Source organism: Robertmurraya sp. FSL W8-0741 (genome assembly GCF_038004005.1).
Lineage (GTDB): Bacteria > Bacillota > Bacilli > Bacillales > Cytobacillaceae > Robertmurraya > Robertmurraya siralis.
Genome location: NZ_JBBOQG010000001.1, coordinates 3,416,961 through 3,442,413, shown reverse-complemented (window position 1 = coordinate 3,442,413; position 25,453 = coordinate 3,416,961). Strand labels below are relative to the sequence as shown.

Sequence of the window (25,453 nt, the reverse complement as noted above, 5' to 3'; positions counted from 1 at the left end):
GAAGTTTTAAGCAATAAAATATAAAATTCCCTTGAAATTTTTAATATTGTGAAGTACTATCATATTATGTTTTATTTATTGTGAAGTTATTCACATATAAAAAGTTATTTTTGAGGCTTTGTTAAATGTTGTTGCTGATTTTGAATTATTTTCTTTCAGCACAACAAAAAGAGGCATGTGAAACCAAGGGATCACACAAAATGAGCTAAAAATCGCTTTTATAACTATAGTGTTTAACGAAGTCTTTTTTTGTTACATTATGTGAAAATAATCACAATGATAATTCAGAAATGGAACAAATAGTACAAAGAGGGAATGAAGCAGGATGAGAAAGCCAAAAGTGATTATTCTAGGTGCTGGATATGGTGGGATTATTACCAGTAAGGAACTGGAAACTATTTTAAACAAAGGAGAGGCCGAAGTAACCTTAATTAATAAACATGATTATCATTATATCTCGACACAGTTGCATAAAACGAGTGCTGGAACTGCAGTTGATGAGAAAGTTGCTTTACATATAGCTGATTTACTAAAGAAAAATGTTGTCAATTTTAAAAAGGGAATAGTTGACCATGTCGATTTTGTAAATAAAAAAGTTATGTTAGAAAACAATGAAATATATGAATATGATTATTTGTTAATCGCACTCGGATTTGACGTCGATACCTTTGGAATACCTGGAGTAGAGGAGAATGCATTTAAAATTAGAAGCTTTCGCAGTTCCAAAGCAATTCAGCAGCATATACAGGAACAGTTTAACAAATATAATGAGGACGGCGATTTATCTCGTCTTACTTTTATCGTGGCAGGAGCTGGTTTCACAGGAATTGAGATGGTCGGGGAGCTAATTGATCAATTGCCAAAGCTTTGCAAAAAATATGAAATTCCTTTAGAGAATACTAGAATTGTAAATGTGGAGGCGTCTGATTCCATTCTTCCATTTTTTGATCAAAAGTTAATTGATTTTACAACCTCTTACTTGAAAAAGAATCGTGTAGAGGTAGTAACATCTACTAAAATCGTCGAATGTAATAAGGAAGCCGTTATCCTTGATAACGGCTACCAAGTACCAGCAAGAACCCTTATTTGGTCTGGAGGGGTGAGAGCTAATCGTCTTCTTGAAAGATGGAATTTACAACTTGTGAAAGGACGAATTCCTGTAGATCAATATCTCCGTGTAAAAACATTTGAGGATGTATTTTGTGTAGGGGATGCAGCATATTTTGAAGTTGAAGAAAATACTCCTCTTCCAGCAACTGCTCAAGTGGCTATACAACAAGCACAAGTATGTAGTTCTAATCTAGTGGCTGCTATTCGTGGCAATGCTCTTAAACCATTTATCTATCATCATAAAGGTACGGTTGCATCAATTGGGAGCCGTGCGGCGGTTGGCAATGTTTTTGGCGTTAAATTAACAGGACGTCTCGCGTCTCTTATGAAGCAGGTTATTGAAGCACGCTATTTATTGGTTCTTGGTGGCCCCGGTTTGCTGTTGAAAGAAATGTTTAATGTCAAGTTTAAAAAGAGTTATGCTAAAACGGCATCATCAAGGTAGGTTATAGAGAATAAGAGAGCGACCCCAATGCAGTATTATGTTGGGGGACTCTCTTATTATTTAGGAAATAAGCGAGCATATTGTTTGAAAAAACCTAATTTTTAACGTTTGGCTTTGTTATATGTTGGTTTTGACTTTTGGCTCACTTTCTCTCTAGACCTTTCAGTTATACTGAAAGGCATGTGAAACTTTGGTTTCACATGAAATGAGCCCAAAATCATTTTATCAACAATTCTATTTAACAAAGCCTAAAGTTTAGTAGTTTGCTGACAAAGGATGTTCAGCCTGATGCCCATTCCCATCTATTTTGCAAATCGGGATTGAAAGAATAAAAGTTGTCCCAAAACCAACCTCGCTTTCAACCGTTATTTTTCCTTTTAATTGTTCTACTATCTGAAATGAAATGGTTAAGCCGATACCGGTCCCTTTGTCTTTAGTGGAATAAAAAGGAGTTCCTACTCTGGAAAGCTGTTCTTTTGACATTCCTTCACCGTTATCTGAGATTTTGATAATAATATAATCATCGTCAGTAAAAGCGACAATTTTTAAAAGTCCACTATTATTCATGGCTTCAATTCCATTTTTAATAATATTGATAAAAACTTGCTTGATTTCATCGGCGTTTCCTTTTATATAAAGGGATGGTTCGATAATAGATTGCACTTCAATATTTTGTATATTCGTATAGGAAGTCATCAATTCAATCGTTTTTAATAGCTCCTCACTAATATTGACAATACGGATCGTTTTATCGTTTGGTTTTGCTAATGAAAGATAGTCGTTAATGATGTCCTGGGCACGATTTAATTCAGATAGGGAAATATTAATATATGCAAGCTGTTGTTCATTAATGTTGTCGTCTTTTTTCATTAACTGTAAAAATCCATTGATGGTGGTCATAGGATTTCGAACTTCATGTGCAACAGAAGCGGCAAGTTGACTTATGATATTAAGTTTTTCAGAGCGTTGTAGTTCCTGATGTAATTTAATATGTTGTTTAAACGTTTCGATAAGAAGGATGACAAGGATTAGAGTAATCCAAGTAATGATTGAGAAAAGAAACATTGTTAGAAGATGGTCATATTGTTTATTATGTATTAGGGAATAACTTCGAGTAAGAGTTATAAGCCAATAGAGTGCACTAATGTATAAAAGGCTTTTCTTAAAAGAAAAAGTTCTTAATTTTTTTTTGGTCAAATAAAAAATGACGGTAATGATGCCATAATTTAATAGAGTGATCGATAAATTCGTTTGCCCTAAAAAGTGTAAGTACAGCAGCATTATAAAAATAGCTGCGATTCCCTGCCAAAAACCGATATAAATAAAGGCAATGATGATAGGGATAATGCGAAGGTCATAAACAAAGCCATTCGCATAAGACACTGGAAATGAGATGGTTAATAGGAGAATTATAAAAGTTAGTGCCAATAATATGCCTTTATGAGCTTTACTGAAATAAATGTTCTTGAGGATAGCAAAAAAGTAATATAAGAGTATTGGAAATATTACAATTAATACATGATAGAGTATATACCCAACATTTTCCAGCAAAATAGAAATACCTCCTCAACAACCAAAGCTTCTGATTATATAGTTCTTAATTTCTACAATAACAGATATAATCCTTCAAAAGCTCTAATAAACTTACAATTTTTCCTAACATTCGCAAAAAGTTGAGGGATTAAAGCAAATTATTTCAATTGTGGATTGCTGGTGGTATCTGTTACTGGTTTGCCCTATACTAGTAACTGTAATTCATCTATAAGTAATAAAGAGGTGCATCGTGTTTTGGTTAAAAAGAATCATACTTTACCATTTGTTTTTATAAAAACGTTGATTATTGCCATAACTGGTGGAGTGATTGCATATTTAATCCATATTCCAATTCCATGGCTGCTTGGTTCAATGACTGCTGTTTTAATTGCTTCTAGTTTTGGATTAAAGTTATACTGGCCGAGTGCAATCAGAGATATTGCGATCATTATTGTTGGGTATTCAATTGGATTATCTTTTACAAAAGAAGCTATCATGTTCATTCTGTCTCAACTTCCAGCGATTTTTCTAAGTACAATCGTAGTGATTTGTTTTTGTGTCGGTCTAGCTTTTGTTATTTCAAAAATAACTAAATTACATTTTCCTTCAGTTTTGATTGGCAGCATTCCCGGTGGACTTTCGCAAATGCTTCTTCTTGGCGAAGAGATTAAAAATATCAATCTTTCAATTGTCACATTTCTGCAAGTGTCCAGACTGATTCTAATTATTATTTTTGTTCCTTTGTTCGTATTTAGTCCTTTTGTGGGAACGGGAACAACTGGAGCCGCAGATTTAATCCACTCTTCAACCATCCGCTGGGGAAATTTATTTCCCAATATCCTACTATTTATTCCTGGCGTGATCCTGTCCATTTTTATCGCGAGGAAAATAAAACTACCTACACCGTTTTTGGTCGGTCCAATTTTTGCAACGGCTATTATAGGGCTGTTCGGCTATATTGGTCCGACTCTTCCATCTTCGCTATTGGACGTTTCCCAATTAATGATCGGAGCATACATTGGATTATTAATCGATTTAGAGCAAATAGAAGATAAATTTAAAATGTTGACTATAGCTATTGCTTCAGGTGCTTTATTACTGTTTGGCTCTTGGGGATTGAGTTTGCTCTTATCCTATGTTAAAGACATATCATTTTCTACCAGCACTCTTAGTCTTGCGCCAGGTGGGATGGATCAAATGGGAATTATCGCTGCTGAAATCCATGCAGATTTGTCAATTGTAGCTGGTTATCAATTGTTTCGCTTGTTTTTTATCTTTTTTGTCGTGCCGCCATTGCTGCGATGGTTTGTTCACTATTTGTATCAAAAAAAGCTATGGTGACGGCTAAGCAAAATGATAAATCATGTTATTATTAGATTTTGTTCTATGTCGTCCTAACATAATATGTTTTTCAAAAAAATGCAAAATTACAATAAAATATTTTTTTAGATGAAGAATAGTTAAGGCCATCGACCATGTTTGATCTAAAGCAGTTTCAATAAAAAAATTTTTTTTGAGATCCGATTAACTCTCTGTGAAATAAAAATAAACAGTAGGAATATCCAGTTTTTATACATTGACACTGCATAGGCAATAGGTTATGATTCTTCTAACCTACAAAACCTATTAAAAAGGTAAGAATTATAAGAAAACTAAAATATTATAATCAACAGGAGGGAATACATATGAATAGGAAATTTTTGGGGGTTGTATTTTTGCTGGCGTTATTAGCCTTGACAGCGATCGGTTGCAGCAATAATGATAGCAAAGCTGGAAAGTCAGATGATAATTCCAGCGCAAATGTTAGCTACAAAGATGAAATCAATATTGCAGTAACGGCTCAGCCGCCGACACTTGATTCGGCGATGACTGTATCGCAAGTTGCCTTAGATATCGCAGGTAATATTTTTGAAACGCTTTACACTTTGAATGAAGACTATGAACCTACGCCAATGTTAGCTGAATCAGTGGACATTAGCGATGATGGAAAGACATATACCTTTAAGCTGCGGGAAGGAATACTGTTTCATAATGGAAAAGAGATGACTTCCGAGGATGTTGTAGCTTCAATGAATCGTTGGTTAGAAAAATCTTCACGTGCAAAATCTCTATTAGAAAATGCTAATTTTGTGGCTGAAGATCCGTATACGGTAGTTTTAAATTTAGAAAACGCAGCGTCAGATGTTTTGATTATTATGGCATCTCAGGCTAATTTTCCAGCCATTATGCCTAAGGAAATTATTGATTCTGCTCCTGCTGAAGGCGTAACTGAGTATATCGGAACGGGTCCTTTTCAATTTGAAGAATGGAAGCAAGACCAATATATAAAGTTGAGTAAATATGATGAGTATCAGGCAGTCGACGAAGAAGCAAGTGGATTTGCAGGCAAAAAAGAAGCGTTTGTGGAAGATGTGTTTTATCACTTTGTGACAGACCACTCTACACGCATTGCTGGAATTCAAACTGGCGAATATGATATTGCTGATAACATTCCAACAGAAAGCTACGAGCAATTAAATAGCATCGATGATATAAAGGTATATACATTTGTTGGAGGAACGCTGACGATGTTTTTTAACACTAACGAAGGCGTATTGGCAGATGTAAATATTCGTCAGGCGATAAATGCTGCATTTAATATGGATGAGATTCTGCTAGCGAGCTTTGTCAATGAAGAATTGTACAGCTTAGATCCAAGTTATATGAATCCAAATCAAATTCAGTGGGCTAGTGATGCTGGTAAAGAGTACTATAATCAGGCTGATCTTGAGAAAGCTAAGACACTCCTAGCGGATGCTGGCTACAATGGTGAGGAAATTACTTTATTAACTACGCAAGATTATGCTGAAATGTATACAGCCACTACTGTTGTGCAAGAACAATTAAGACAATTGGGCTTAAATGTAAAAATAGAAAACTATGATTTTCCAACTTTCTTGGAAACAAAGAATGACTTGAGCAAATGGGATATTTTTATCACAAGCAATGGTTACCAATTAACACCGCCGCAGTTATTGGCTGTTAATCCTGATTGGGCAGGATTAAATGACGCAAATGTTGCAGAGTTATTGACGCAAATTAGAGCAGCCGATAGTCCAGAAGAAGCGAAGGCGAAGTGGGATGAATTGCAAGGATATTTATATGAAACTCTTTCTTCCACGGTTATTGGTCAATATAACAGCATTTTAGCGACTACTGATAAACTTGAAGGATTAGAAGTATTTGAAGCCCCTATAATTTGGAATACGAAAGTGATCGAATAGAATGAATCCTCCATTGCTTGTTTGCGATGGAGGATTCATGCTATGCTTAATTCTTTTTTTATTTTTGCTTTTTAAAAGGAATTGAAGATATAACGATTTTTGACATTGATATCGTACACCTTTTTTTGTATGACTGAAAGAAGAGAAAATGACCAAAAATCAGTACCAGCATAACAAAGCCTTATTTTTAATAAAGGGGGGATTCATTTGCTCAGTTATCTTTTCAAACGAATTTACTCACTTATCCCAGTATTATTTGTTGTATCGGTTGCTATCTTCCTAATCGTACATATTACTCCTGGAGATCCCGCTGCGATTATTTTAGGAATGGAAGCTACAGAAGAACAAATAGCAAGCTTGAATGAAGAAATGGGGTTGAATGAACCAATAGTTAAGCAATATCTGCTTTGGGTTGGGGGCGTTCTTCAAGGAGACTTCGGCCAATCATACTTCATGAAAGAACCTGTGTTAGATTCGATTTTGAGCCATCTGGGTCCGACTATTTCTCTAGCCATTTTAGCTGAAATTGTAGCGTTAATTATTGCCATTCCAATTGGCATTTTTGCTGCTTACCGGAGAGGCTCTTTCACCGATCATACCCTTATGGTGGCAACTTTATTAGGAATGGCTGTCCCTAGCTTTTTACTTGGACTGTTGCTAATGTTATCATTTGGAGTTTATTTGCAATGGTTGCCTATTGCTGGATATAAGCCATTAACTGAAGGCTTATGGACACATTTGCGCTACTTAATTTTACCTGCGCTTTCTTTAGGAGCCATACAGGCTGCACTTGTCGCCAGAATGACACGCTCTTCAATGCTGGAGGTTTTAAATAAAAATTACGTGAAAACAGCACGTTCAAAAGGGGTGAAAGAGCATAAAGTCATAACGAAGCATGCTTTGAGAAACGCATTTCTCCCTATTTTAACGGTGATCGGCCAGTCCTTTGGTACATTGGTTACAGGAGCTGTTGTTGTTGAAACGATTTTTAATTTACCAGGTTTAGGCCAGTTGATTATTAATTCCATTGAACGCAGAGACTTTGCTGTCATTCAAGGAGTTGTCCTGTTTGTGACTTTAATATATGTATTTATCAATTTGATCGTGGATTTATTATATGGTGTGATCGATCCAAGGGTAAGGCTCGAACGCAAATAGCAAGGAGGTGAGAGAGTGGCCGCTGTAAAAGAAGTAGACAGGGTTCGCACTATTAAAGCAAGTCTCAAAAAACAAGAACGTCAATTGTTTTTTCGTAGATTTTTTGCCAATAAATTAATGGTGATGGGCTGTTTCATATTCATCGTATTAGGGCTCATTGCTTTAATTGGTCCAATGCTCGTGTCATATGATCCATATGAAATGAAGGTTGCGGAAAGGTTGAATGCACCGAGCGGAGAGCACTGGCTCGGAACCGACGAATTCGGTCGGGATTTGCTTACAAGAATTGTTTATGGTGCCCAAGTTTCTATGGGGATTGGTTTAATCGTAACGTTGATCTCCTCCATTTTAGGGTTGGTCATCGGTTTATATGCTAGTTATTATGCTGCTCTTGATCATATTTTAATGAGAATATGTGATGGTTTAATGGCTATTCCGGGAATTTTATTAGCGATCGCATTAATGGCTGCCTTAGGTCCGTCCCCCCTTAATGTAATCATCGCTTTAAGCATTGTTTTTACTCCAAATATTGCACGGATTGTCCGTTCTTCAGCATTAGTAATTAGAGAACAGACATTTATTGAGGCGATGCATGCACAGGGAGCAAGTGCGACACGAATTATTTGGCAACATATTGCACCAAATACAATTTCTCCACTGATCGTACAAGCAACGTTTGTGTTTGCAGAAGCGATCATTTCAGAAGCGGCACTCAGCTTTTTAGGTGCAGGGATAGCGGCACCAGACCCAAGCTGGGGAAATATTTTACAAGCTGGGAAATTAGTTATTTTTAAGGCGTGGTGGATGGTTGTATTCCCAGGTTTGGCGATCGTTTTGTCAGTATTAGGACTAAATCTACTAGGTGACGGGCTGAGAGATTTTATTGATCCGCACAGCTCAGGAAAAAAATCCAAATGATTTCTAGAAAGCAAGGAGGTAAAGAATGGAGAAGAAGCCTCTTTTAGAAGTAAAGAATTTAAAAACTCATTTTCATACCGAGCGTGGCCAAATAACTGCAGTAGATGGAATCACATTTCATCTGAATGAAGGCGAAATTGTAGGTGTTGTCGGAGAATCAGGCTGTGGAAAGAGCGTAATGTCACAGTCGATAATGCGGCTATACGATGAAAAATACACGGCTAAGTATGAGGGTGAAATTCTTTTTCAAGGTGAAAATCTATTAAACTTATCGAAAGCAATGATGCAGAAAATTCGTGGCAATGATATTTCGATGATCTTTCAAGATCCGCTCAGCTCTTTAAACCCTGTGTACACGATTGGTGATCAAATTCGCGAATCTTTAATGATCCACCAAAATCTCAATAAGCGAGAAGCGCAGCAAAAGGCAATTGAAATGCTTGGATTGACCGGGATCCCTGCTCCAGAAAAAAGGATAAATGAATATCCGCATCAATTGTCCGGAGGGATGCAGCAACGGGTTATGATCGCGATCGCCCTTTCGTGTCAGCCCAAATTATTAATAGCAGATGAACCAACAACAGCATTGGATGTTACGATTCAAGCGCAAATACTGGATTTAATCGCTGAGCTAAATGCTCAGCTTGGCATGGGGGTTATTTTCATCACGCATGATTTAGGAGTTGTTGCTGAAATCTGTACTCGAGTGATGGTCATGTACCTTGGTCAGATTGTGGAGGAGACGGATACGGATTGCCTTTTTTCAGAGCCGCTTCATCCATATACAAGAGGTTTGATTAAATCAATTCCACAATTGGAAGGGGAGCGTTTACAAAAGCTTTATACCATTGATGGAACAGTGCCCTCTTTGCAAAAAGTTCCGCACGGGTGTCGTTTTGCCTCGCGCTGTCCATATGCAGATGAGCTTTGCAAGGAACAGGCTCCAGAATTGGAGGCCTATAGTGCCACTCAAAAGGTTAGGTGCTGGCATTACAAAGAGATCCTCAAAAAGGAGGCTGTTCATGAATCATCAAACGAATAGAACTCTCGACCCCATTTTAGAAGTTAAAAATCTGAAAAAATATTTTCCTGTTACCGGTCCATTTGGACGTTTAGGGGGAATAAAAGGACAGGTAAAAGCTGTAAATGATGTGACACTTAAGCTATATGAGGGAGAGACCTATGGCCTTGTTGGAGAATCTGGATCCGGTAAAAGTACAACCGGGCGTACGATTTTGAGATTAACTGAACCAACGGGTGGGAAGGTACTTTTTCAAGATAAAGATATTTTTCAAGCTTCGAAGAAGGAAGTTCGCCGTTTGCGGAAAGATATACAAATGGTGTTTCAGGACCCATACTCATCCTTAAATCCGAGAAAGCGAATTGGAAAAATATTAGAGGAGCCATTAATAATCCATACCAATGTCAGTAAAAACGAAAGAAGAGAACGGGTTTTTGATATTTTAGAAAAAGTTGGCTTAGGTATGGAGCATTATTACCGCTTTCCTCATGAATTTTCCGGTGGCCAAAGACAACGAATCGGGTTAGCAAGGGCGTTGGTTGTCAATCCGAAAATTGTTATTTGCGATGAACCGGTATCTGCACTCGATGTATCAATTCAATCGCAAGTAATTAATCTATTGCAGAAATTACAGGATGATTTGCATTTAACTTATCTTTTCATTACCCACGATATAAGTGTTGTCAGGCATATATCAGACCGAATTGGGGTCATGTATCTTGGAAATATCGTTGAAGAGGGTCGAAATGAAGACATTTTTGCCAAGCCTCTTCATCCTTATACCCAGGCATTATTTTCCGCTGTACCGCGTACGAATCGCGGTGGAAAAAGGGAGCGAATTGTTTTGAAAGGAGAAATTCCCTCTCCATTAAATCCTCCATCAGGCTGCATGTTTCATACTCGCTGTCCATTTGCACTGGAAAAATGCCGAATCGAAGTGCCGCAGCGAAAAGAGATGAAACAAGATCATTATGTAGCATGTCATTTATATGAATAATTTTTGGACAAGTATTGAAGGAGTGAGCTGGGTGACTGTTATTAAAAAGGAGCAAGGTAAAGTTGGTATTTATAATAATGCAGGATTTCAAGTAGAAGGAAGTTTTTCCGCGAATCGTGATGGATTAAACCCGAAAGAATTATTTGAAGCATCGTTAGGTTTATGTATTACGATAGTTCTTAATCGGATGCTTGAAAGAGATGGGGTTGAAGTGCAAGATGATGATATATCGATAGAAGTGAATGCGATTAAGGCGAGTGACAGTCCGTCACGTTTTGAACAATGCAATGTGAACATATCATTGCCTCAGCATTTTTCTCAAGAGTATAAAAATAAGCTCGTAGTTTCGGCAGAACGTGCATGTACAATAGGGAATACACTAAGAAGAGGACTGCAAATTCAAACTGAGATTGTTGAGAAATAATGTTAGAGCCTAGAATTCCAGTGATGAATTCTAGGTTGTTTTTTTGTTTGGGATACTAAGCTTTTTCTTGATTAGATCACTCATTAAAATTGGTGTAACTACGATTAATCCCTAAAAATCTTAGTTTCTCATTTCCGAAGAGTCATAATTACTTACGTATGCTTGGTTTCTTGGCTTGAAAGAACAGCATTTCATAGTTTATGTTGCCCTAAAACACGGGGAAGGCTTTATATTAATCCCTGTAGCATTTCTTCTGTATTGATACTATTTTTTCAGAAAGGAACAATAGCTTGGCTGAAACAACAAAGCATTTTTCTATACCTATGCATTATTAAACATTATTTTTGAGAAAACGAATATTAACTGAGATTGTTGCTTTTAGAGAGAGAAATATGTTCTAATTAATTGATAACAAGTTTACGGTATTTTTATACTAATTTATATAAAAAGTTTCAAAAAATAATAAGGAGTTTTTTATATGAAGATAATCGAAGTTGAAACACTGCCTCCAGATGATTCTCAACCGCTTGTATTGATGATTGGAAAATTTGATGGGATTCATAAAGGTCATCAAAAAATCCTTGAAACAGCTCAATTATACAAACAAAAAGAGGAAATTCTTGCTGTCATGAGCTTTTCAGAGCATCCGCTTTGGATATTGACAGGTGATGTTGCATACAAGGAAAAGCTCACGCCAGAGCCGGAGAAAATCCGTTTTCTTCAAGAGTTTGGAGTAAAGCGATATTATCGTATTCCATTCACAAAGGAATATGCGAATCTTTCAGCAAAAACATTTATCCTTGAGCATATTGCACGCTTAAATGTGAAGCGAATCATCGTTGGAGAAGGATTTGTTTTTGGGAAGGGTAGAGAAGGTGGGACTAAGGAGCTCAGTACATATTGCAGAAAATTAAATATTCAAGTTATTGTCGTTCCGCTTGAAACAGAAAATGGGGCAAAAATGAGCAGCAGTTTGATTCGAGCTTTTATTAGAAAAGGGAAGATTAAGGAAGCGAATGCTCTGCTCTATCGCCCGTTTACCATTATTGGAACAGTAATTAGTGGTCAGGCACTTGGAAGAAAACTTGGTTTTCCTACTGCGAATATGGAATTAACAGATACTTATGTCCTTCCTAAACCAGGTATTTATGTCGGTCGGGCGACAGTGGATGCTTATTCAAAAAAGTGGAATGTTCTCATAAGTGCGGGCTATCGCCCGACTGTTAACGGTGATCACTATTTAATTGAAGTTCATTTTTTAAATTTTAATGATGACCTCTATGGACGAAAAATTGCCGTTTCCTTTCTTCACTACCTACGGGAAGAAATTAAATTTCAAGGCTTGGACCCGTTAATTGAACAAATGAAAAAAGATAAATTAGAAGCAGGAAAAATTTTGCCATTAATTAATCATAATAATGTTCCATGAGGGGGAGACGGTGGAAGGAAATTGAAATCATTAGATATTTTTAGAGATTGTTTATTGTTGCCAAAAAAAGAAGCGGTAGTACGTTTAAATCGAATTGATCTAAAGGCAGCAGCAGGCTATTTTTTCATATTATTGTTGATTCTGGTTATACCGCTGCAAATAATCTTATTGCAGGAAAGTTCTAGAGTAATGAATGAGGTGCCAGCCTATGTTTACAAGGCCCAAATTCTTATTCTATATCCATTTTTTATCGTTTTTTATGCTGTAATTGGGATTTCTCTGTTATCCTTTTTAAGTGTTCTTATAGGAAAACTGATGAAGAGAAGATTAAAATTTCAATTATTATGGAAAATGATTGCTTTCACACTAACGAAACCATTACTATTGTTTGTTTTTGCATACATTTTAGTTGGGGTAAATACACTTGTCAATCTTGCTGTACTCGTTGTTATCTTCGGCAGTGTTTTAAGACTAATTCTTTCTTATCCAAAGAGAAAGTTATAAAAAATGTGGACCTATAGCATTGTAGAACTTAGGCTGTTGGCAAACTCGATCAATTCAAGCTTGCCAGCGGTCATTTTTATTAAAATCAAGTTTTGTTAAATGTCGGTATTGATTTTTATCAAAAAATTCTGTTTAACAAAGCCTAAATAAAAATGATGAAGAGAAATACCAGTTATAACAAAATTGTTAGTACGGGAATCGCGAAGCAAATATCGATTTCCCATTCATCCATTGGTTGAAAACTATAAAGTTGTCGAGAAGTTAGGACCTATAGCTTATAGTATAGGTCTTTATATTCAAATTTTTTAGAAAAATTAGTTATTTTATTTTTATTTCATTGAATAAGATAATTCTATAATTTATAATAATTAAAAATATTAAAATAATTTTAAAAAGGGGTTCGTGTATGAAACTTTATATGTCCGTTGATATGGAAGGAATAACGGGATTAGTAGATTATACTCATGTTGACTCCTCTGCCCATAATTATGAGCGTTCGCGCCAAATCATGACAGATGAAGCCAATTATGTAATTACTACGGCTTTCGAGCAAGGCTGTAAAGAAGTAATCGTTAATGATAGCCATTCCAAAATGAATAATTTACTAGTAGAAAAACTTCATCCAGAAACACAGTTAATCAATGGTGGTGTTAAACCTTTTTCAATGGTTGAAGGTTTAGATAACAGTTTTTCTGGGGCAATCTTTGTCGGTTATCACGCCCGAGCTTCCATGAAAGGCGTTATGAGTCATTCGATGATTTTTGGCGTTCGACATTTTTACATAAATGATATTCCTGTTGGTGAACTGGGCTTTAATGCCTATGTCGCCGGTTACTACGGTGTTCCTGTTTTAATGGTCGCAGGTGATGATCAGGCTGCGAAAGAAGCTGAAGAATTAATTCCTAACGTAACGACAGCCGTAGTGAAAGAAACGATTACACGCTCTGCAGTAAAAACTCTTACCCCAACAAAGGCTGGCCAACTTTTAAAAGAAAAGACAGAAATCGCTTTGAAAAATAGAGCGTTGGTTAAACCACTCATCCCTCCAGAAGCTCCTTTATTACGAATTGAATTCGCCAATTACGGGCAGGCTGAATGGGCCCATTTAATGCCAGGAACAGAAATTGAAGCAAATTCAACCATTGTGCGTTATCAAGCAAAAAATATATTAGAAGCCTATCAAGCAATGCTTGTTATGACTGAGTTAGCGATGCATACCGATTTCTGTTAGGGAGTGAGACAATGACGAAATATTTAGTAAAACGCTTCATCGCTATGCTGATTACTTTGTGGCTTATTATTACATTAACCTTTTTTCTGATGCACGCTCTTCCTGGTTCTCCCTTTAATGAGGAAAGGAGCACAAGCGAGGCAGTTCAGAAGAATTTGGAAGCCCATTTTAATTTAGACAAGCCTGTTCCAGTCCAATACATAGAATATTTAAAATCTGTTATTCAGTTTGATTTTGGTCCGTCAATAAAAAAATCCTCGCAGACGGTTAATGAATTGTTGGGCAGAGGTTTTCCCGTCTCATTTGAGCTTGGATTCGTAACTTTAACGGTAGCGATTCTTTCAGGAATAACGTTGGGAGTCCTTGCTGCCCTTCGCCATAATGGGCTTATTGATTATATGGCGATGACGATTGCCGTTTTAGGGATCTCAATTCCAAACTTTGTTTTTGCAACCTTACTTATTCAACAGGTTGCCGTCAATTGGGAACTATTGCCTGTTGCGACGTGGAAAAGCTGGAGGCATATGGTGCTGCCGACCTTAGCTCTCGCCACTGGTCCAATGGCCATTATTGCCCGCTTAACCCGCTCAAGTATGTTGGAAGTATTGACTCAGGATTATATTTTAACGGCAAAAGCGAAAGGGTTGACTCCTGCAAAAATTGTCTTAAAGCATGCTTTGAAAAACGCCCTGCTCCCAGTTGTCACTGTGCTCGGCTCACTGGCTGCAGGAATATTAACAGGGACCTTCGTAATTGAAAAGATTTTTGCGATCCCAGGAATGGGCAAGTATTTTGTTGACAGCATTAATAACCGCGATTATCCGGTTATTATGGGAACAACGATCTTTTACAGCACATTATTAATTTTTCTCTTATTTTTAGTGGATGTTGCCTACGGTCTTCTCGACCCTAGAATTAAGCTGCACAAGAAGGAGGCGAAATGATGGAAGCACCGAAGCAGCAAGAGAGTCAACGAGCCGGCGTTATGGATGAGTGGTTCGTACCTAAAAAAAGAACATTAGGAGAAGCGGAGACTGTCATTCGGCCAAGTGTGTCATATTGGAAGGATGCGTGGCGTCGTTTGCTCAAGAACAAACTGGCGATGGTTGGTTTGGTTTGTCTAATTTTACTAGTATTTATGGCTATTTTTGGACCGATCATCTCGCCTCATTCCGCAACCCATCAAGTGCTTCAACAACAAAATTTGCCTCCTTCGTCTGAGCACTGGTTTGGCACCGATGAGTTAGGACGTGACGTTTTTTCGAGAACATGGGAAGGGGCGCGAATTTCACTCTTTGTTGGTGTTGTTGCAGCGCTCATCGACTTTATCATTGGCGTTACATATGGAGGAATTGCAGGCTATAAAGGTGGAAAGATCGACCATTACATGATGCGTTTTGTAGAAATTCTTTACGGTCTTCCCTATTTATTAGTAGTTATTTTAGTAAGTGTTGTTCTGGAGCCCGGGTTGTTTTCGATCATTTTTGCCATTTCCATTACAGGCTGGGTAGGAATGGCCAGGATGGTAAGAGGACAAGTTCTGCAAATCAAAAACTATGAATTTGTCCTTGCATCGCAAACCTTTGGTACGAAAACGTCTAGAATCATTCGCAGAAACCTTCTTCCGAATACGATGGGTCCGATTATCGTTCAAATGACATTGACGGTACCTTCAGCTATTTTCGCTGAAGCTTTCCTTAGCTTCCTTGGAATTGGTATCCAGCCTCCGTTAGCGAGCTGGGGCTCAATGGCAAGTGATGCATTGCCTGTCATTCTTTCAGGAGATTGGTGGCGTCTGTTTTTTCCTGCATTTTTCATCTCTTTAACAATGTTTTCTTTTAATGTTTTGGGAGATGGATTACAAGACGCATTAGATCCGAAGTTAAGGAGGTAATCATCATGGGGAAAATTCTTGAAGTAAAGGGACTGCATGTTTCCTTTACAACATTTGGTGGAGAGGTTCAAGCAGTTCGCGGTGTTAGCTTTGATTTATATAAAGGGGAAACGCTTGCGATTGTTGGCGAATCCGGTTGTGGGAAAAGTGTGACTGCCAAAAGTATTATGGGCTTAATTCCAAATCCACCAGGGAAAATAACAGATGGAAAGATTCTTTTTAAAGGAAGTAATTTAGCGGCATTGAAGGATAAGGATTTGCGTAAAATTCGCGGGGCCGATATTTCGATGATCTTTCAAGATCCAATGACTGCTTTGAATCCAACTTTGACGATCGGAACTCAACTGGTTGAGGGAATCATTCAGCATCAGAAAATTTCACGGAGTGAAGCGCAGAAAAAGGCGCTGGAAATGATGCGCTTAGTTGGAATACCCAGTACGGAAAGTCGTCTAAAACAGTATCCTCACCAGTTTAGCGGGGGAATGAGACAAAGAATTGTCATAGCGCTGGCGTTGGTTTGTGAACCTGAAGTGATGATTGCAGATGAACCGACGACAGCGCTCGATGTAACCATTCAAGCTCAAATTCTTGATTTGTTTAGAGATATTCAAAAGAAAACAGGAGTGTCGATTATTCTCATTACTCATGATTTAGGTGTAGTTGCTCAAGTTGCAGATCGAATAGCAGTTATGTATGCCGGAAAAGTGGTAGAGACGGGAACAAGAAGGGATATTTTTTATAAGCCTCAACATCCCTACACGAAAGGATTGTTAAATTCTGTTCCTCGCTTGGATTTAGAAAATGCAGAGCTGATTCCAATTGCTGGTTCACCTCCCGATTTATTTGCTCCACCGCCTGGCTGTCCATTTGTAGCCAGATGTCAATATGCAATGGAAGTGTGTGATAAAGTTTATCCGTTAAAAACGAAATATGGGAAAGAACACCACGTAAATTGCTGGCTTCAGGACGAACGGGCAAAACAGATGCTTGCTTCACAACGGTAGCTTCTTTTGGAGAATTAGTTTTTCTCTAGAAGTTATATATTTTTATAGAAAGTAAGGGGGAAAACAAATGAAAAAACGCTCGTCACAATTTTTAATGGCTATTCTTTTAATCTTCTTACTTGCAGCCTGTACGGCACGAGAAGATGCTGGTACTGAGACCGATGGTGACTCTGATGAAAACAGGCAGGAAGAAACAAGTGAAAAAGTGATTTATTGGAATAATGGAGAGGAGCCAACGACATTTGATCCACCAGTGGGATTTAATGCTGTGTCATGGAGTCCATTGAATAACATTATGGAGGGACTTACCCGCTTAAATGAAGAACATCTTCCACAGCCTGCCATTGCGGAGAATTGGGATGTCTCGGAAGATGGAAAAACCTATACATTTCATATTCGTGATGATGCAAAATGGTCGAATGGGGATGATGTCACGGCAGGTGATTTTGAATTTGCTTGGAAGCGGGCATTAGACCCGGAGCTAGCAGCTTCATCGGCTTTTTTGGCTTATTTAATCGAAGGGGCAGAAAGCTACAATAGCGGAGAAGGATCAGCGGAGGACGTTGCTGTTAAGGCATTAGACGAAAAAACTTTAGAGGTAACGTTAACAAGTCCGCAAGCATATTTTTTAAACATTATTTCACTCCCAACATTCTTTCCGATTAACGAAAAAGTTGCAGCAGATAATCCACAATGGTTTGCTGAAGCAGCGACATTTGTTGGGAATGGACCATTTAAACTAACTGAATGGCAGCATGATAGTCATCTTGTTATGGAAAGGAATGAACAATATTGGGATGCTGAAACGGTCAAAGTCGATAAAATTCATTGGGCAATGGTTGATGATTCAAATACTGAATATCAAATGTATCAATCAGGGGAGTTAGATTCATCTGATGTACCCGCAGAACTGAGTGAAAAGCTCTTTGAAGAAGGTGAAGTCGACATTGTTGATCAGGCAGGACTGTACTTTTTTAGGTTTAATGTTTCTCAGGAACCTTTCCAAAATAAAAATATTCGTAAAGCTTTTGCACTGGCAGTCGATCAACAGCAAATTGTTGATTTTGTAACGAAAAATCGTGAACAACCAGCATATGGCTTTGTTTCACCAGGATTCACAGATGCCAACGGTCAGGATTTTCGCGAGACAAACGGGGACCTTCTTAAAACAAATATTGAAGAAGCAAAGGCATTGCTTGAAAAAGGGATGGAAGAAGAGGGCTATGATACCCTTCCAGAAGTGGTTTTAACATATAGTTCAAGTGAACAGCACAAGAAGATTGCCGAAGCGCTTCAACCGATGTTTAAAGAGACGTTAGGTGTTGATGTGAAGCTTGAAAGTGTAGAGTCAAGCGTATTTTTAGATGAGCAAAAACAATTAAAGTACCAACTTTCAAGAAGCTCATTCTTAAACGATTTTGCCGATCCGATTAATTCTCTGGAAAGTTTTCAAACAGGTCATTCGATGAATCGTACTGGTTGGAGCAATGCTGAATACGATCAATTAATCACAGATGCGAAAAATGAGGTAGAGGAAGAAAAGCGTTTTGAGCTCCTCTATAAGGCAGAACAAATTTTAATGGAAGAAGCGCCTATCTTTCCACTCTATTATTATAACCAACCATATTTACAGAATGATGCGGTAACAGGTGTTATTCGTCATCCTGTTGGGTATATTGAATTCAAATGGGCAGATAAGCAATAAATATGATAAGAAGGGATGTTCTTTCAAGGCATCCCTTTTCTATCACGTCCGAGAAAAAAGGATGGTAGCGATGAAAATTGTTGAGATAAAAACGTTTAAAGTAGCCGTCCCTCTCTACAAACCTTTTAAAACGGCACTAAGAACGGTTACAGTCGCTGAGTCAATCATTGTTGAAATGATTTGCGACAATGGGATCAGTGGATGGGGAGAAGCACCTCCGACTCATGTCATTACCGGTGATAGCCTTGCGAGTATTGAAGCGGCAATTGAACATATCATGAAGCCGTTTTTACAAAATAAAAATCTCCTCAACTATGAAGCTCTCTTTCAAGGGTTACAGGATATTCTCGTCGGGAATTCAAGTGCAAAAGCGGCAATTGATATGGCGATGTATGATTGCTTAGCACAATATTGCAAAATGCCCCTTTATCAATTTCTCGGAGGGTATAGGGATGAAGTTGAAACGGATTTTACCGTAAGCGTGAACGGACCGGAAGAAATGGGAGAAGATGCCGTTCATTACATTCAGCAAGGTTTTAATGTTTTAAAGGTCAAAGTTGGCAAGGATGATGCAGCAACTGATCTCAGAAGAATCATTGAAATAAGAAAACGTATCGGAAAAGACATTAAGATTCGACTCGATGCCAATCAAGGCTGGAAAGCAAAGGATGCAATAAGAACGATTCGCGAAATGGAAGACTTGGATTTAAATATTGAACTGGTAGAGCAGCCAGTAAAGGCCCATGATTTAGAAGGATTAAAAAAAGTAACAGATTCGGTAGATACATTGATTATGGCGGATGAAAGTGTTTTTACGGCTAAACAGGCATTGGAAGTAGTGAAAACAAGAAGTGCTGATTTAATTAATATTAAATTAATGAAAGCGGGGGGAATCTATCAAGCTACTATTATTAACCAATTGGCGGAAGTCAGTGGTGTAGAATGCATGGTTGGAAGTATGATTGAAACCCGTCTCGGTATTACAGCGGCTGCTCATTTTGCAGCAAGTAAAAAGAATATTACGCGCTACGATTTTGATGCTCCGCTTATGCTTGCCAAAGAAATTGTAAAAGGAGGCCTAATTTACAATGGAAGGAGGATTACTTTTCCAAAAGAAGTTGGATTAGGCATTTCACAAATAATGGTGAAGGGAGATGGCTGAGATGAATAACAATTGGGTAGTCAATGTGCCAGTTGCGACAATATGGACATTGCCTAGTTCACCTCGTCCCCTTGATAAAAAGGCGATTACGAACCCAGTAGATATCCAAGACTGGATTGAAGGGCAATCCTATGGGGAATTATTGGAACTTCACCAGGCAAATCTAGTGCAAACACAGGTTTTATTTGGTGAAAAAGTAAAAGTGCTAGAGGAGAAAGCTGAGTGGTTAAAGGTATTGGTGCCGAGTCAGCCTACATCGAAAGACGAGCGAGGTTATCCAGGCTGGATACCAAAAGGACAATTGGTTCAGATTGAGGATTGGGAAGTGGAAAACGGTGCAATCGCTGTAGTAAGAAGCAATAAAGCAACGCTTTACGATGTTGAGGAGAGATGTGTCACCCTATTAAGCTACCAAACAAGATTACCTTTACTTCGTCATGAAGGGGAATGGGTGAAGGTACGGACACCAATAGGGTTAGGCTTGTTAAAAAAGGTTGATGTAGCGCTGGTCACTCCCCAGTCTGAACAAACAAAACGCACAGGCAGAGACATCGTTATAGAAGGGGAAAAATTTTTACATTTACCATATCTTTGGGGTGGAATGAGCAGCTTTGGATATGATTGCTCTGGCTTTACCTACAATATGTGTAAAGCTAATGGATACATAATCCCTCGTGATGCAGTGGATCAGTCTCAGGATGGAGTCCCGGTGAAATTATCTGAGCTTGAGCCAGGGGATCTCCTTTTCTTTGCTTATGAAGAAGGAAAAGGAAAAATACATCATGTCGGCATCTATTATGGTGATGGGAAGATGCTGCATTCGCCAAAGACTGGAAAAGTAATTGAAATCATTGAACTGAAGGATACTTTTTATGAAAAAGAACTGTGTGCAGCAAGGCGCTATTGGTGATGCGGAGGAATGAAAAATGAAAAAAGAGATTCTGCTTGAGGTAAAAAACCTGAAAAAGTATTTTCCACTTTCAAAAAGAACAGTTCTAAAAGCGGTTGACGGAGTCTCTTTTCATATTCATAAAGGAGAGACCTTTGGAGTTGTCGGTGAATCAGGCTGTGGCAAATCAACTGCCGGACGGACAATTATTGGTTTATACGAACAAACAGATGGAGAGGTTAAGTTTAGCGGACAAAACGTCCATACGCTCACTAAAATGGAAAAGTTTAAATTGCATCAAAAAATGCAGATGATTTTTCAAGATCCATATGCTTCGTTAAATCCGAGGTCGACTGTACAGGAAATCATTTCAGAGCCGATGGAGGTTCATGGGTTATATGCGAATAAGCTGGAACGACTAGAACGAGTTTATCAATTGCTGGAGGATGTGGGCTTAAATCGCGAACATGCCAATCGTTATCCACATGAGTTTAGTGGTGGACAGAGGCAAAGAATAGGGATTGCTCGCGCTTTGGCTTTGGATCCAGACTTTATCATCGCAGACGAACCAATTTCTGCTTTAGATGTTTCCGTTCAAGCACAAGTTGTCAATCTGTTAAAAAGGCTGCAAAAAGAAAAAGGATTAACATATTTATTTATTGCTCACGACCTGTCAATGGTTAAACAAATTAGCGATCGTATTGGTGTTATGTATTTAGGCCATCTTGTTGAACAGACAATAAGTAAGCAACTTTACAAAAACCCGCTTCATCCGTATACAAAAGCATTGTTATCGGCTATTCCAATTCCTGATCCAGATATAGAGGATACACGTGAGCGTATTATTTTAGAAGGTGATATTCCAAGTCCAATTGAACCGCCAAGCGGTTGTGTATTTAGGACCCGTTGCCCTGAGGCTATGGAGGTTTGCTCTCAAATAAAACCTAATTGGCAGGAAATAGAGCAGGATCATTATGTGGCTTGCCATCTGTATAAGAAAGACGATTCAGACAAGAATGCACCCAAAGTCAATTTTTTAGCAAAATCTTGAGTTGCAACAAGAGATGGTTTTGGACATTTGTCTGTTTGGAGGGATTTGCTTGTACGTTCAGTCCGAATAGAGCGATTATTCTGCGCCAAGACCGTTTTACTGTCAAGTTTCAGTCCGAATAGAGGAACCATTCGGCCATTAAGTCAGACTTATCCATCAAACTCACTCTGAATTTCCAACTTTTTGTCATTTGTATTGAAGGCGGATTTTTCAGCGGCCTAGATAAATTACATTGTTGATTACCGATTTTTCGTTTATTTCGGGTGAAACCTTTTCAACAAAAAAATATCCATTTAAAAAAGCAAGAGAAAATAACGTGTTTTTCTCTTGCTTTTTGGTTTTTCCAAAATTAATAACCAACTTCAACGGAAGCGACAACTATGTACATTAAATCATTTTTATCGCCCTTTTCTTCAAGAACGATTCCACTAGTAGTAAGCATGCCACCATCCATAATTTCCACTGTAACTTGTCCATATGGCAATGTTGCTTTCACATCTTCAATATTGAGCTTATCTTTATCACATGGAACAGCTAGCTTCACGTTCACTTTCATATTATCAAGACTGTTATCTGGCAAAACAGAGCGAATTCCTGGCATCGAGTTAAAATGAATCGCATTTTTTACTGCCCTTACAGCTGCTGTCGTAATATCCTGACCGTGGACATCAATTCCCATGCCAGTTTCTATAAACATTAATCTTTCCATATATCCTCATCCCTTCCTTTGCTTTCAGTATTATATTACCTCTTTTCAAGGGCGGTTGTTAAATAAAAGGTTAAAAAAGTATAGGAAGTAATCAAAATATTACCATTTGTTAACGCTTTCATAATTGGGTTATAGGGATATAATCTAGTTGTAATTAAAAAAGGCTTTGTTAAATCATAGTAGTGATGTTTCGCTCATTCGATACCCTGATTTCACAAACAATGAGCCAATAGCGAAGCCAAATAAAAATATTGGGAAATGAAAGGAGTTTTATGATGAAAAAGGGGTTTAAAGTCATTTCTTTCTTATTTGTTGCGTTTTTTGTTGTGGCTTTTTTAGCTGCATGTAACAGCAGTAGCACTGGCGGCAGCAGCAAAGGTGTGAGCGTAGGGATCGTTTTGCCGACAAAGGATGAGCCTAGATGGGTCCAAGATGAACAACGTTTCAAGGATGCTTTAGCTGACTCTGAGTATACAACGGAGATTTTGTTCAGCCAAGGTTCTTCTGCTAAAGAAAAAGAAAATGTTGAAACATTATTAAATAAAGGGATTGATGTGTTAATCATTAGTCCGCATGATGGCGAGGCAGCAGGGGCTGCGGTTGAAGCTGCAAAAAAAGATGGTGTAACGGTAATTGCCTATGACCGTTTAATTACGAATACAGATGCAGTTGATTATTATGTAACCTTTGATAGTGTAGCTGTTGGCGCTGCACAAGCGCAGTACTTAGTCGACAATACAAACGGCTCAGGTGTACCTCTCTATTTATACGCCGGTGCAGCCTCAGATAATAATGCATTTTTATTTTTTGAGGGAGCATGGAGTGTCCTTCAGCCGAAAATTGCTGATGGAACATTTAAAATTGCCAACTCAAGTGAAGCGACAGCTTTGCAAGACAAGTCTGAGCTGACTCGTGATGAGATGAGTAAAATTCTCGGACAGGTCACGACTAACTGGGACCCTAATGAAGCGATTAATAAAGCACAAACACATCTTACTGCAGCAGGGGCAGAGATGAAAGGGGATGTTGCAATCCTTGCACCAAATGATGGTACGTCTCGTTCCATTGCTGATACCTTTGCCGCAGACTCTGAGATTTCAAGTTATATCATTACTGGTCAAGATGCTGAGAAGGCTTCGATTCAATATATTATTGACGGAAAACAGTCGATGACAGTCTTTAAAGATGTGCGAACTTTAGTTAAGGATGCAATGGGTATGGCGGTTGAGATTCTTGATGGTAAAACGCCTGAGACAACTGGTACCTATGATAATGGTGAAATTGAAGTAAAAGCGAAACAAACAGATGTAATTGTTGTCGATCAAGCAAATGTAAAAGAGGAATTAATAGATTCCGAGTATTATGAAGCAAGTGAATTTACAGGTTTATAAGCTCGACCATAAATGTTGCTTGAGGAATAGTGATAGATTCGTCTATCACTATTCCCGTTTCCAAGAATTGTAATTGATTGGAGGGGACCTAAGGTTGCAGAACTACATTTTAGAAATGAACCAGATCTCCAAGGAGTTTAGTGGAGTTAAGGCACTTAGTGATGTCAATTTTAAAGTGGAGAAGGGAGAGATTCACTGTTTAATTGGCGAGAATGGTGCGGGCAAATCAACCTTAATGAAAGTGCTTAGCGGCGTCCATCCATACGGGACATATAGTGGTGATATTATATTTGAAGGAAAAATTCAAACATTTAATAAAATCAGTGATAGTGTGAAAGCAGGTATCGCCATTATCTATCAGGAATTAGCCTTGTTTCCAGATCTGACGGTCTATGAGAATATTTTCGCTGGCAATGAAGTGAAGCGTGGTGGAGTTATTGATTGGAATCAGACGATCGTCCAAGCGAAGGAGATGTTAAATAAAGTTAAGTTAGATGTCAATCCAGACACGCTTGTAAAGGATTTAGGGGTTGGCAAAAGGCAGCTAATCGAGATTGCTAAAGCGTTAAGTAAAAATGTTAAGCTTCTTATTTTAGATGAACCGACAGCAGCGTTAAATGAGGATGATAGTGAGAATCTATTGAATTTGTTGCAGGAATTAAAATCACAAGGAATTACCTGCATCATGATTTCCCACAAATTGAAGGAAGTGATCCATATTGCCGATAGAGCAACAGTCCTTCGTGATGGGCAAACCATTTGTACTTTAGATAGCAAAAAAGATGAAATTACAGAGGCGGTGATTATTAAAAATATGGTTGGCCGGGAGATAAACGATATTTATCCCAAAAGGCCGGAGCAAAAAATAGGTAAGAAAATTTTAGAACTGCATAATTGGTCCGCATATGATCCGCAGTTAGGTCGAAATATTGTTAAAAATATCAACATGCATGTTAACGAAGGCGAAATAGTCGGTATTTCAGGATTAATGGGTTCAGGGAGAACAGAGCTTGCCTTAAGCATTTTTGGAAATGCAAAAGGGTATAAGCTTCAAGGCGAGTTTATTTTTTATGGCTCACATCGTGCATTCAAACATCCAAATGAGGCGATTAAGGCGGGGATTGCCTATGTAACCGAAGATCGAAAGGGGGATGGGCTCTTCTTAAGCCAAGATATTAAAAATAATATTTCGGCTTCGAATTTAAAAGCGATTTCACAAAACGGTTTAATCAACGATAATGAAGAAATAAAAATTGCTGATGAATACAGAAAATCACTTTATATAAAAGCTTCCTCTGTTGAACAAAGTGTTGGAAATTTAAGTGGAGGCAATCAACAAAAGGTTTCTCTAGGAAAATGGCTATTTGTAAGTCCAAAGCTTTTAATACTGGATGAACCAACACGTGGGATTGATGTTGGAGCGAAGTTTGAAATTTATTCGGTAATGAACAAATTAATAAGAGAGGGAATGAGTATTATTATGATTTCCTCAGAATTGGGCGAAGTGCTAGGAATGAGTGATCGAATATACGTTATGGCCCAGGCAGAAATAAAAGGGGAGCTGGCAAGTGGGGAAGCTACACAAGAAAAGATTATGCAGCTCGCTACGCAATAG

At 38.1% G+C, this 25,453-nt stretch carries 22 protein-coding genes; 20 read left to right on the top strand and 2 right to left on the bottom strand.

The window, feature by feature from the left end:
• The first annotated feature begins 325 nt into the window (after positions 1-325).
• On the top strand, positions 326-1,555 hold the full coding sequence (locus NST02_RS16630; protein WP_095311005.1) for an NAD(P)/FAD-dependent oxidoreductase: 1,230 nt from the start codon (positions 326-328) through the stop codon (positions 1,553-1,555).
• Between the two features lie 255 nt (positions 1,556-1,810).
• On the opposite strand, the gene NST02_RS16625 is transcribed toward NST02_RS16630, so the two are convergent.
• Positions 1,811-3,106, bottom strand: coding sequence for an ATP-binding protein (locus tag NST02_RS16625; protein WP_340949299.1), 1,296 nt, complete (start codon positions 3,104-3,106; stop codon positions 1,811-1,813).
• A 237-nt stretch (positions 3,107-3,343) separates the two neighbouring features.
• Between NST02_RS16625 and NST02_RS16620 the strand changes: the two genes are divergently transcribed.
• The 17 genes from NST02_RS16620 to NST02_RS16540 all read left to right on the top strand — a co-directional run bounded on the left by NST02_RS16620 (position 3,344) and on the right by NST02_RS16540 (position 21,738).
• Positions 3,344-4,429, top strand: a complete 1,086-nt coding sequence (locus tag NST02_RS16620) for an AbrB family transcriptional regulator (RefSeq protein ID WP_340949298.1) — start codon at positions 3,344-3,346, stop codon at positions 4,427-4,429.
• Positions 4,430-4,773: 344 nt separating this feature from the next.
• Positions 4,774-6,351 (top strand): ABC transporter substrate-binding protein, encoded by a 1,578-nt coding sequence (locus NST02_RS16615; protein WP_137742746.1) that lies wholly within the window; start codon positions 4,774-4,776, stop codon positions 6,349-6,351.
• A gap of 207 nt (positions 6,352-6,558) precedes the next feature.
• A complete protein-coding gene (locus tag NST02_RS16610; protein ID WP_095310996.1) occupies positions 6,559-7,509 on the top strand; it encodes an ABC transporter permease in 951 nt (316 codons plus the stop codon).
• A gap of 15 nt (positions 7,510-7,524) precedes the next feature.
• A complete protein-coding gene (locus tag NST02_RS16605) occupies positions 7,525-8,427 on the top strand; it encodes an ABC transporter permease (protein WP_095310994.1) in 903 nt (300 codons plus the stop codon).
• A 25-nt stretch (positions 8,428-8,452) separates the two neighbouring features.
• Positions 8,453-9,469 carry an ABC transporter ATP-binding protein gene (locus tag NST02_RS16600; RefSeq protein ID WP_095310992.1) on the top strand — a complete coding sequence of 339 codons (1,017 nt, stop codon included), beginning with the start codon at positions 8,453-8,455 and terminating at the stop codon, positions 9,467-9,469.
• Positions 9,450-10,445: an ABC transporter ATP-binding protein gene (locus NST02_RS16595; protein WP_095310989.1), complete on the top strand. Its 996-nt coding sequence runs from the start codon at positions 9,450-9,452 to the stop codon at positions 10,443-10,445. Before NST02_RS16600 ends, NST02_RS16595 begins: the two co-directional genes overlap by 20 nt.
• A 31-nt stretch (positions 10,446-10,476) precedes the next feature.
• On the top strand, positions 10,477-10,869 hold the full coding sequence (locus tag NST02_RS16590) for an OsmC family protein (protein WP_095311128.1): 393 nt from the start codon (positions 10,477-10,479) through the stop codon (positions 10,867-10,869).
• A gap of 478 nt (positions 10,870-11,347) precedes the next feature.
• The gene (gene ribF / locus NST02_RS16585; RefSeq protein ID WP_137742749.1) at positions 11,348-12,298 is read left to right on the top strand and encodes a riboflavin biosynthesis protein RibF; all 951 of its coding nucleotides are present in this window, start codon (positions 11,348-11,350) and stop codon (positions 12,296-12,298) included.
• Between the two features lie 21 nt (positions 12,299-12,319).
• Positions 12,320-12,802 carry a hypothetical protein gene (locus NST02_RS16580; protein WP_137742750.1) on the top strand — a complete coding sequence of 161 codons (483 nt, stop codon included), beginning with the start codon at positions 12,320-12,322 and terminating at the stop codon, positions 12,800-12,802.
• A gap of 406 nt (positions 12,803-13,208) precedes the next feature.
• The gene (locus NST02_RS16575; RefSeq protein ID WP_095310980.1) at positions 13,209-14,033 is read left to right on the top strand and encodes a M55 family metallopeptidase; all 825 of its coding nucleotides are present in this window, start codon (positions 13,209-13,211) and stop codon (positions 14,031-14,033) included.
• Between the two features lie 11 nt (positions 14,034-14,044).
• Positions 14,045-14,977, top strand: coding sequence for an ABC transporter permease (locus NST02_RS16570; protein WP_095310978.1), 933 nt, complete (start codon positions 14,045-14,047; stop codon positions 14,975-14,977).
• Positions 14,974-15,927 carry an ABC transporter permease gene (locus NST02_RS16565; RefSeq protein ID WP_373315037.1) on the top strand — a complete coding sequence of 318 codons (954 nt, stop codon included), beginning with the start codon at positions 14,974-14,976 and terminating at the stop codon, positions 15,925-15,927. Before NST02_RS16570 ends, NST02_RS16565 begins: the two co-directional genes overlap by 4 nt.
• A gap of 5 nt (positions 15,928-15,932) precedes the next feature.
• The gene (locus NST02_RS16560; protein WP_095310973.1) at positions 15,933-16,931 is read left to right on the top strand and encodes an ABC transporter ATP-binding protein; all 999 of its coding nucleotides are present in this window, start codon (positions 15,933-15,935) and stop codon (positions 16,929-16,931) included.
• A 67-nt stretch (positions 16,932-16,998) separates the two neighbouring features.
• Positions 16,999-18,636 (top strand): peptide ABC transporter substrate-binding protein, encoded by a 1,638-nt coding sequence (locus NST02_RS16555; protein WP_340949296.1) that lies wholly within the window; start codon positions 16,999-17,001, stop codon positions 18,634-18,636.
• A gap of 70 nt (positions 18,637-18,706) precedes the next feature.
• On the top strand, positions 18,707-19,798 hold the full coding sequence (locus NST02_RS16550) for a dipeptide epimerase (protein WP_095310969.1): 1,092 nt from the start codon (positions 18,707-18,709) through the stop codon (positions 19,796-19,798).
• A 1-nt stretch (position 19,799) separates the two neighbouring features.
• A complete protein-coding gene (locus NST02_RS16545; RefSeq protein WP_340949295.1) occupies positions 19,800-20,708 on the top strand; it encodes a C40 family peptidase in 909 nt (302 codons plus the stop codon).
• A 16-nt stretch (positions 20,709-20,724) separates the two neighbouring features.
• Positions 20,725-21,738, top strand: coding sequence for an ABC transporter ATP-binding protein (locus tag NST02_RS16540; RefSeq protein WP_095310965.1), 1,014 nt, complete (start codon positions 20,725-20,727; stop codon positions 21,736-21,738).
• 349 nt (positions 21,739-22,087) lie between these two features.
• On the opposite strand, the gene NST02_RS16535 is transcribed toward NST02_RS16540, so the two are convergent.
• Positions 22,088-22,447 carry a Lin0512 family protein gene (locus tag NST02_RS16535; protein WP_095310963.1) on the bottom strand — a complete coding sequence of 120 codons (360 nt, stop codon included), beginning with the start codon at positions 22,445-22,447 and terminating at the stop codon, positions 22,088-22,090.
• A gap of 275 nt (positions 22,448-22,722) precedes the next feature.
• On the opposite strand from NST02_RS16535, the gene NST02_RS16530 reads away from it, so the two are divergent.
• Together NST02_RS16530 and NST02_RS16525 are read left to right on the top strand one after the other, a co-directional pair.
• Positions 22,723-23,838, top strand: a complete 1,116-nt coding sequence (locus NST02_RS16530; protein WP_095310961.1) for a sugar ABC transporter substrate-binding protein — start codon at positions 22,723-22,725, stop codon at positions 23,836-23,838.
• A 94-nt stretch (positions 23,839-23,932) separates the two neighbouring features.
• Complete coding sequence (locus tag NST02_RS16525; RefSeq protein WP_095310959.1) at positions 23,933-25,453, top strand: sugar ABC transporter ATP-binding protein; 1,521 nt, start codon at positions 23,933-23,935, stop codon at positions 25,451-25,453.

Bases quoted from the DNA above. Each gene is read 5' to 3' on its own strand.
- NST02_RS16550 (WP_095310969.1), top strand. From the start codon at position 18,707: ATGAAAATTGTTGAGATAAAAACGTTTAAAGTAGCCGTCCCTCTCTAC.
- NST02_RS16570 (WP_095310978.1), top strand. From the start codon at position 14,045: ATGACGAAATATTTAGTAAAACGCTTCATCGCTATGCTGATTACTTTG.
- NST02_RS16615 (WP_137742746.1), top strand. From the start codon at position 4,774: ATGAATAGGAAATTTTTGGGGGTTGTATTTTTGCTGGCGTTATTAGCC.
- NST02_RS16530 (WP_095310961.1), top strand. From the start codon at position 22,723: ATGAAAAAGGGGTTTAAAGTCATTTCTTTCTTATTTGTTGCGTTTTTT.
- NST02_RS16575 (WP_095310980.1), top strand. From the start codon at position 13,209: ATGAAACTTTATATGTCCGTTGATATGGAAGGAATAACGGGATTAGTA.
- NST02_RS16600 (WP_095310992.1), top strand. From the start codon at position 8,453: ATGGAGAAGAAGCCTCTTTTAGAAGTAAAGAATTTAAAAACTCATTTT.
- NST02_RS16535 (WP_095310963.1), bottom strand. From the start codon at position 22,447: ATGGAAAGATTAATGTTTATAGAAACTGGCATGGGAATTGATGTCCAC.
- ribF (WP_137742749.1), top strand. From the start codon at position 11,348: ATGAAGATAATCGAAGTTGAAACACTGCCTCCAGATGATTCTCAACCG.
- NST02_RS16545 (WP_340949295.1), top strand. From the start codon at position 19,800: ATGAATAACAATTGGGTAGTCAATGTGCCAGTTGCGACAATATGGACA.
- NST02_RS16630 (WP_095311005.1), top strand. From the start codon at position 326: ATGAGAAAGCCAAAAGTGATTATTCTAGGTGCTGGATATGGTGGGATT.
- NST02_RS16560 (WP_095310973.1), top strand. From the start codon at position 15,933: ATGGGGAAAATTCTTGAAGTAAAGGGACTGCATGTTTCCTTTACAACA.
- NST02_RS16555 (WP_340949296.1), top strand. From the start codon at position 16,999: ATGAAAAAACGCTCGTCACAATTTTTAATGGCTATTCTTTTAATCTTC.
- NST02_RS16540 (WP_095310965.1), top strand. From the start codon at position 20,725: ATGAAAAAAGAGATTCTGCTTGAGGTAAAAAACCTGAAAAAGTATTTT.
- NST02_RS16565 (WP_373315037.1), top strand. From the start codon at position 14,974: ATGATGGAAGCACCGAAGCAGCAAGAGAGTCAACGAGCCGGCGTTATG.
- NST02_RS16595 (WP_095310989.1), top strand. From the start codon at position 9,450: ATGAATCATCAAACGAATAGAACTCTCGACCCCATTTTAGAAGTTAAA.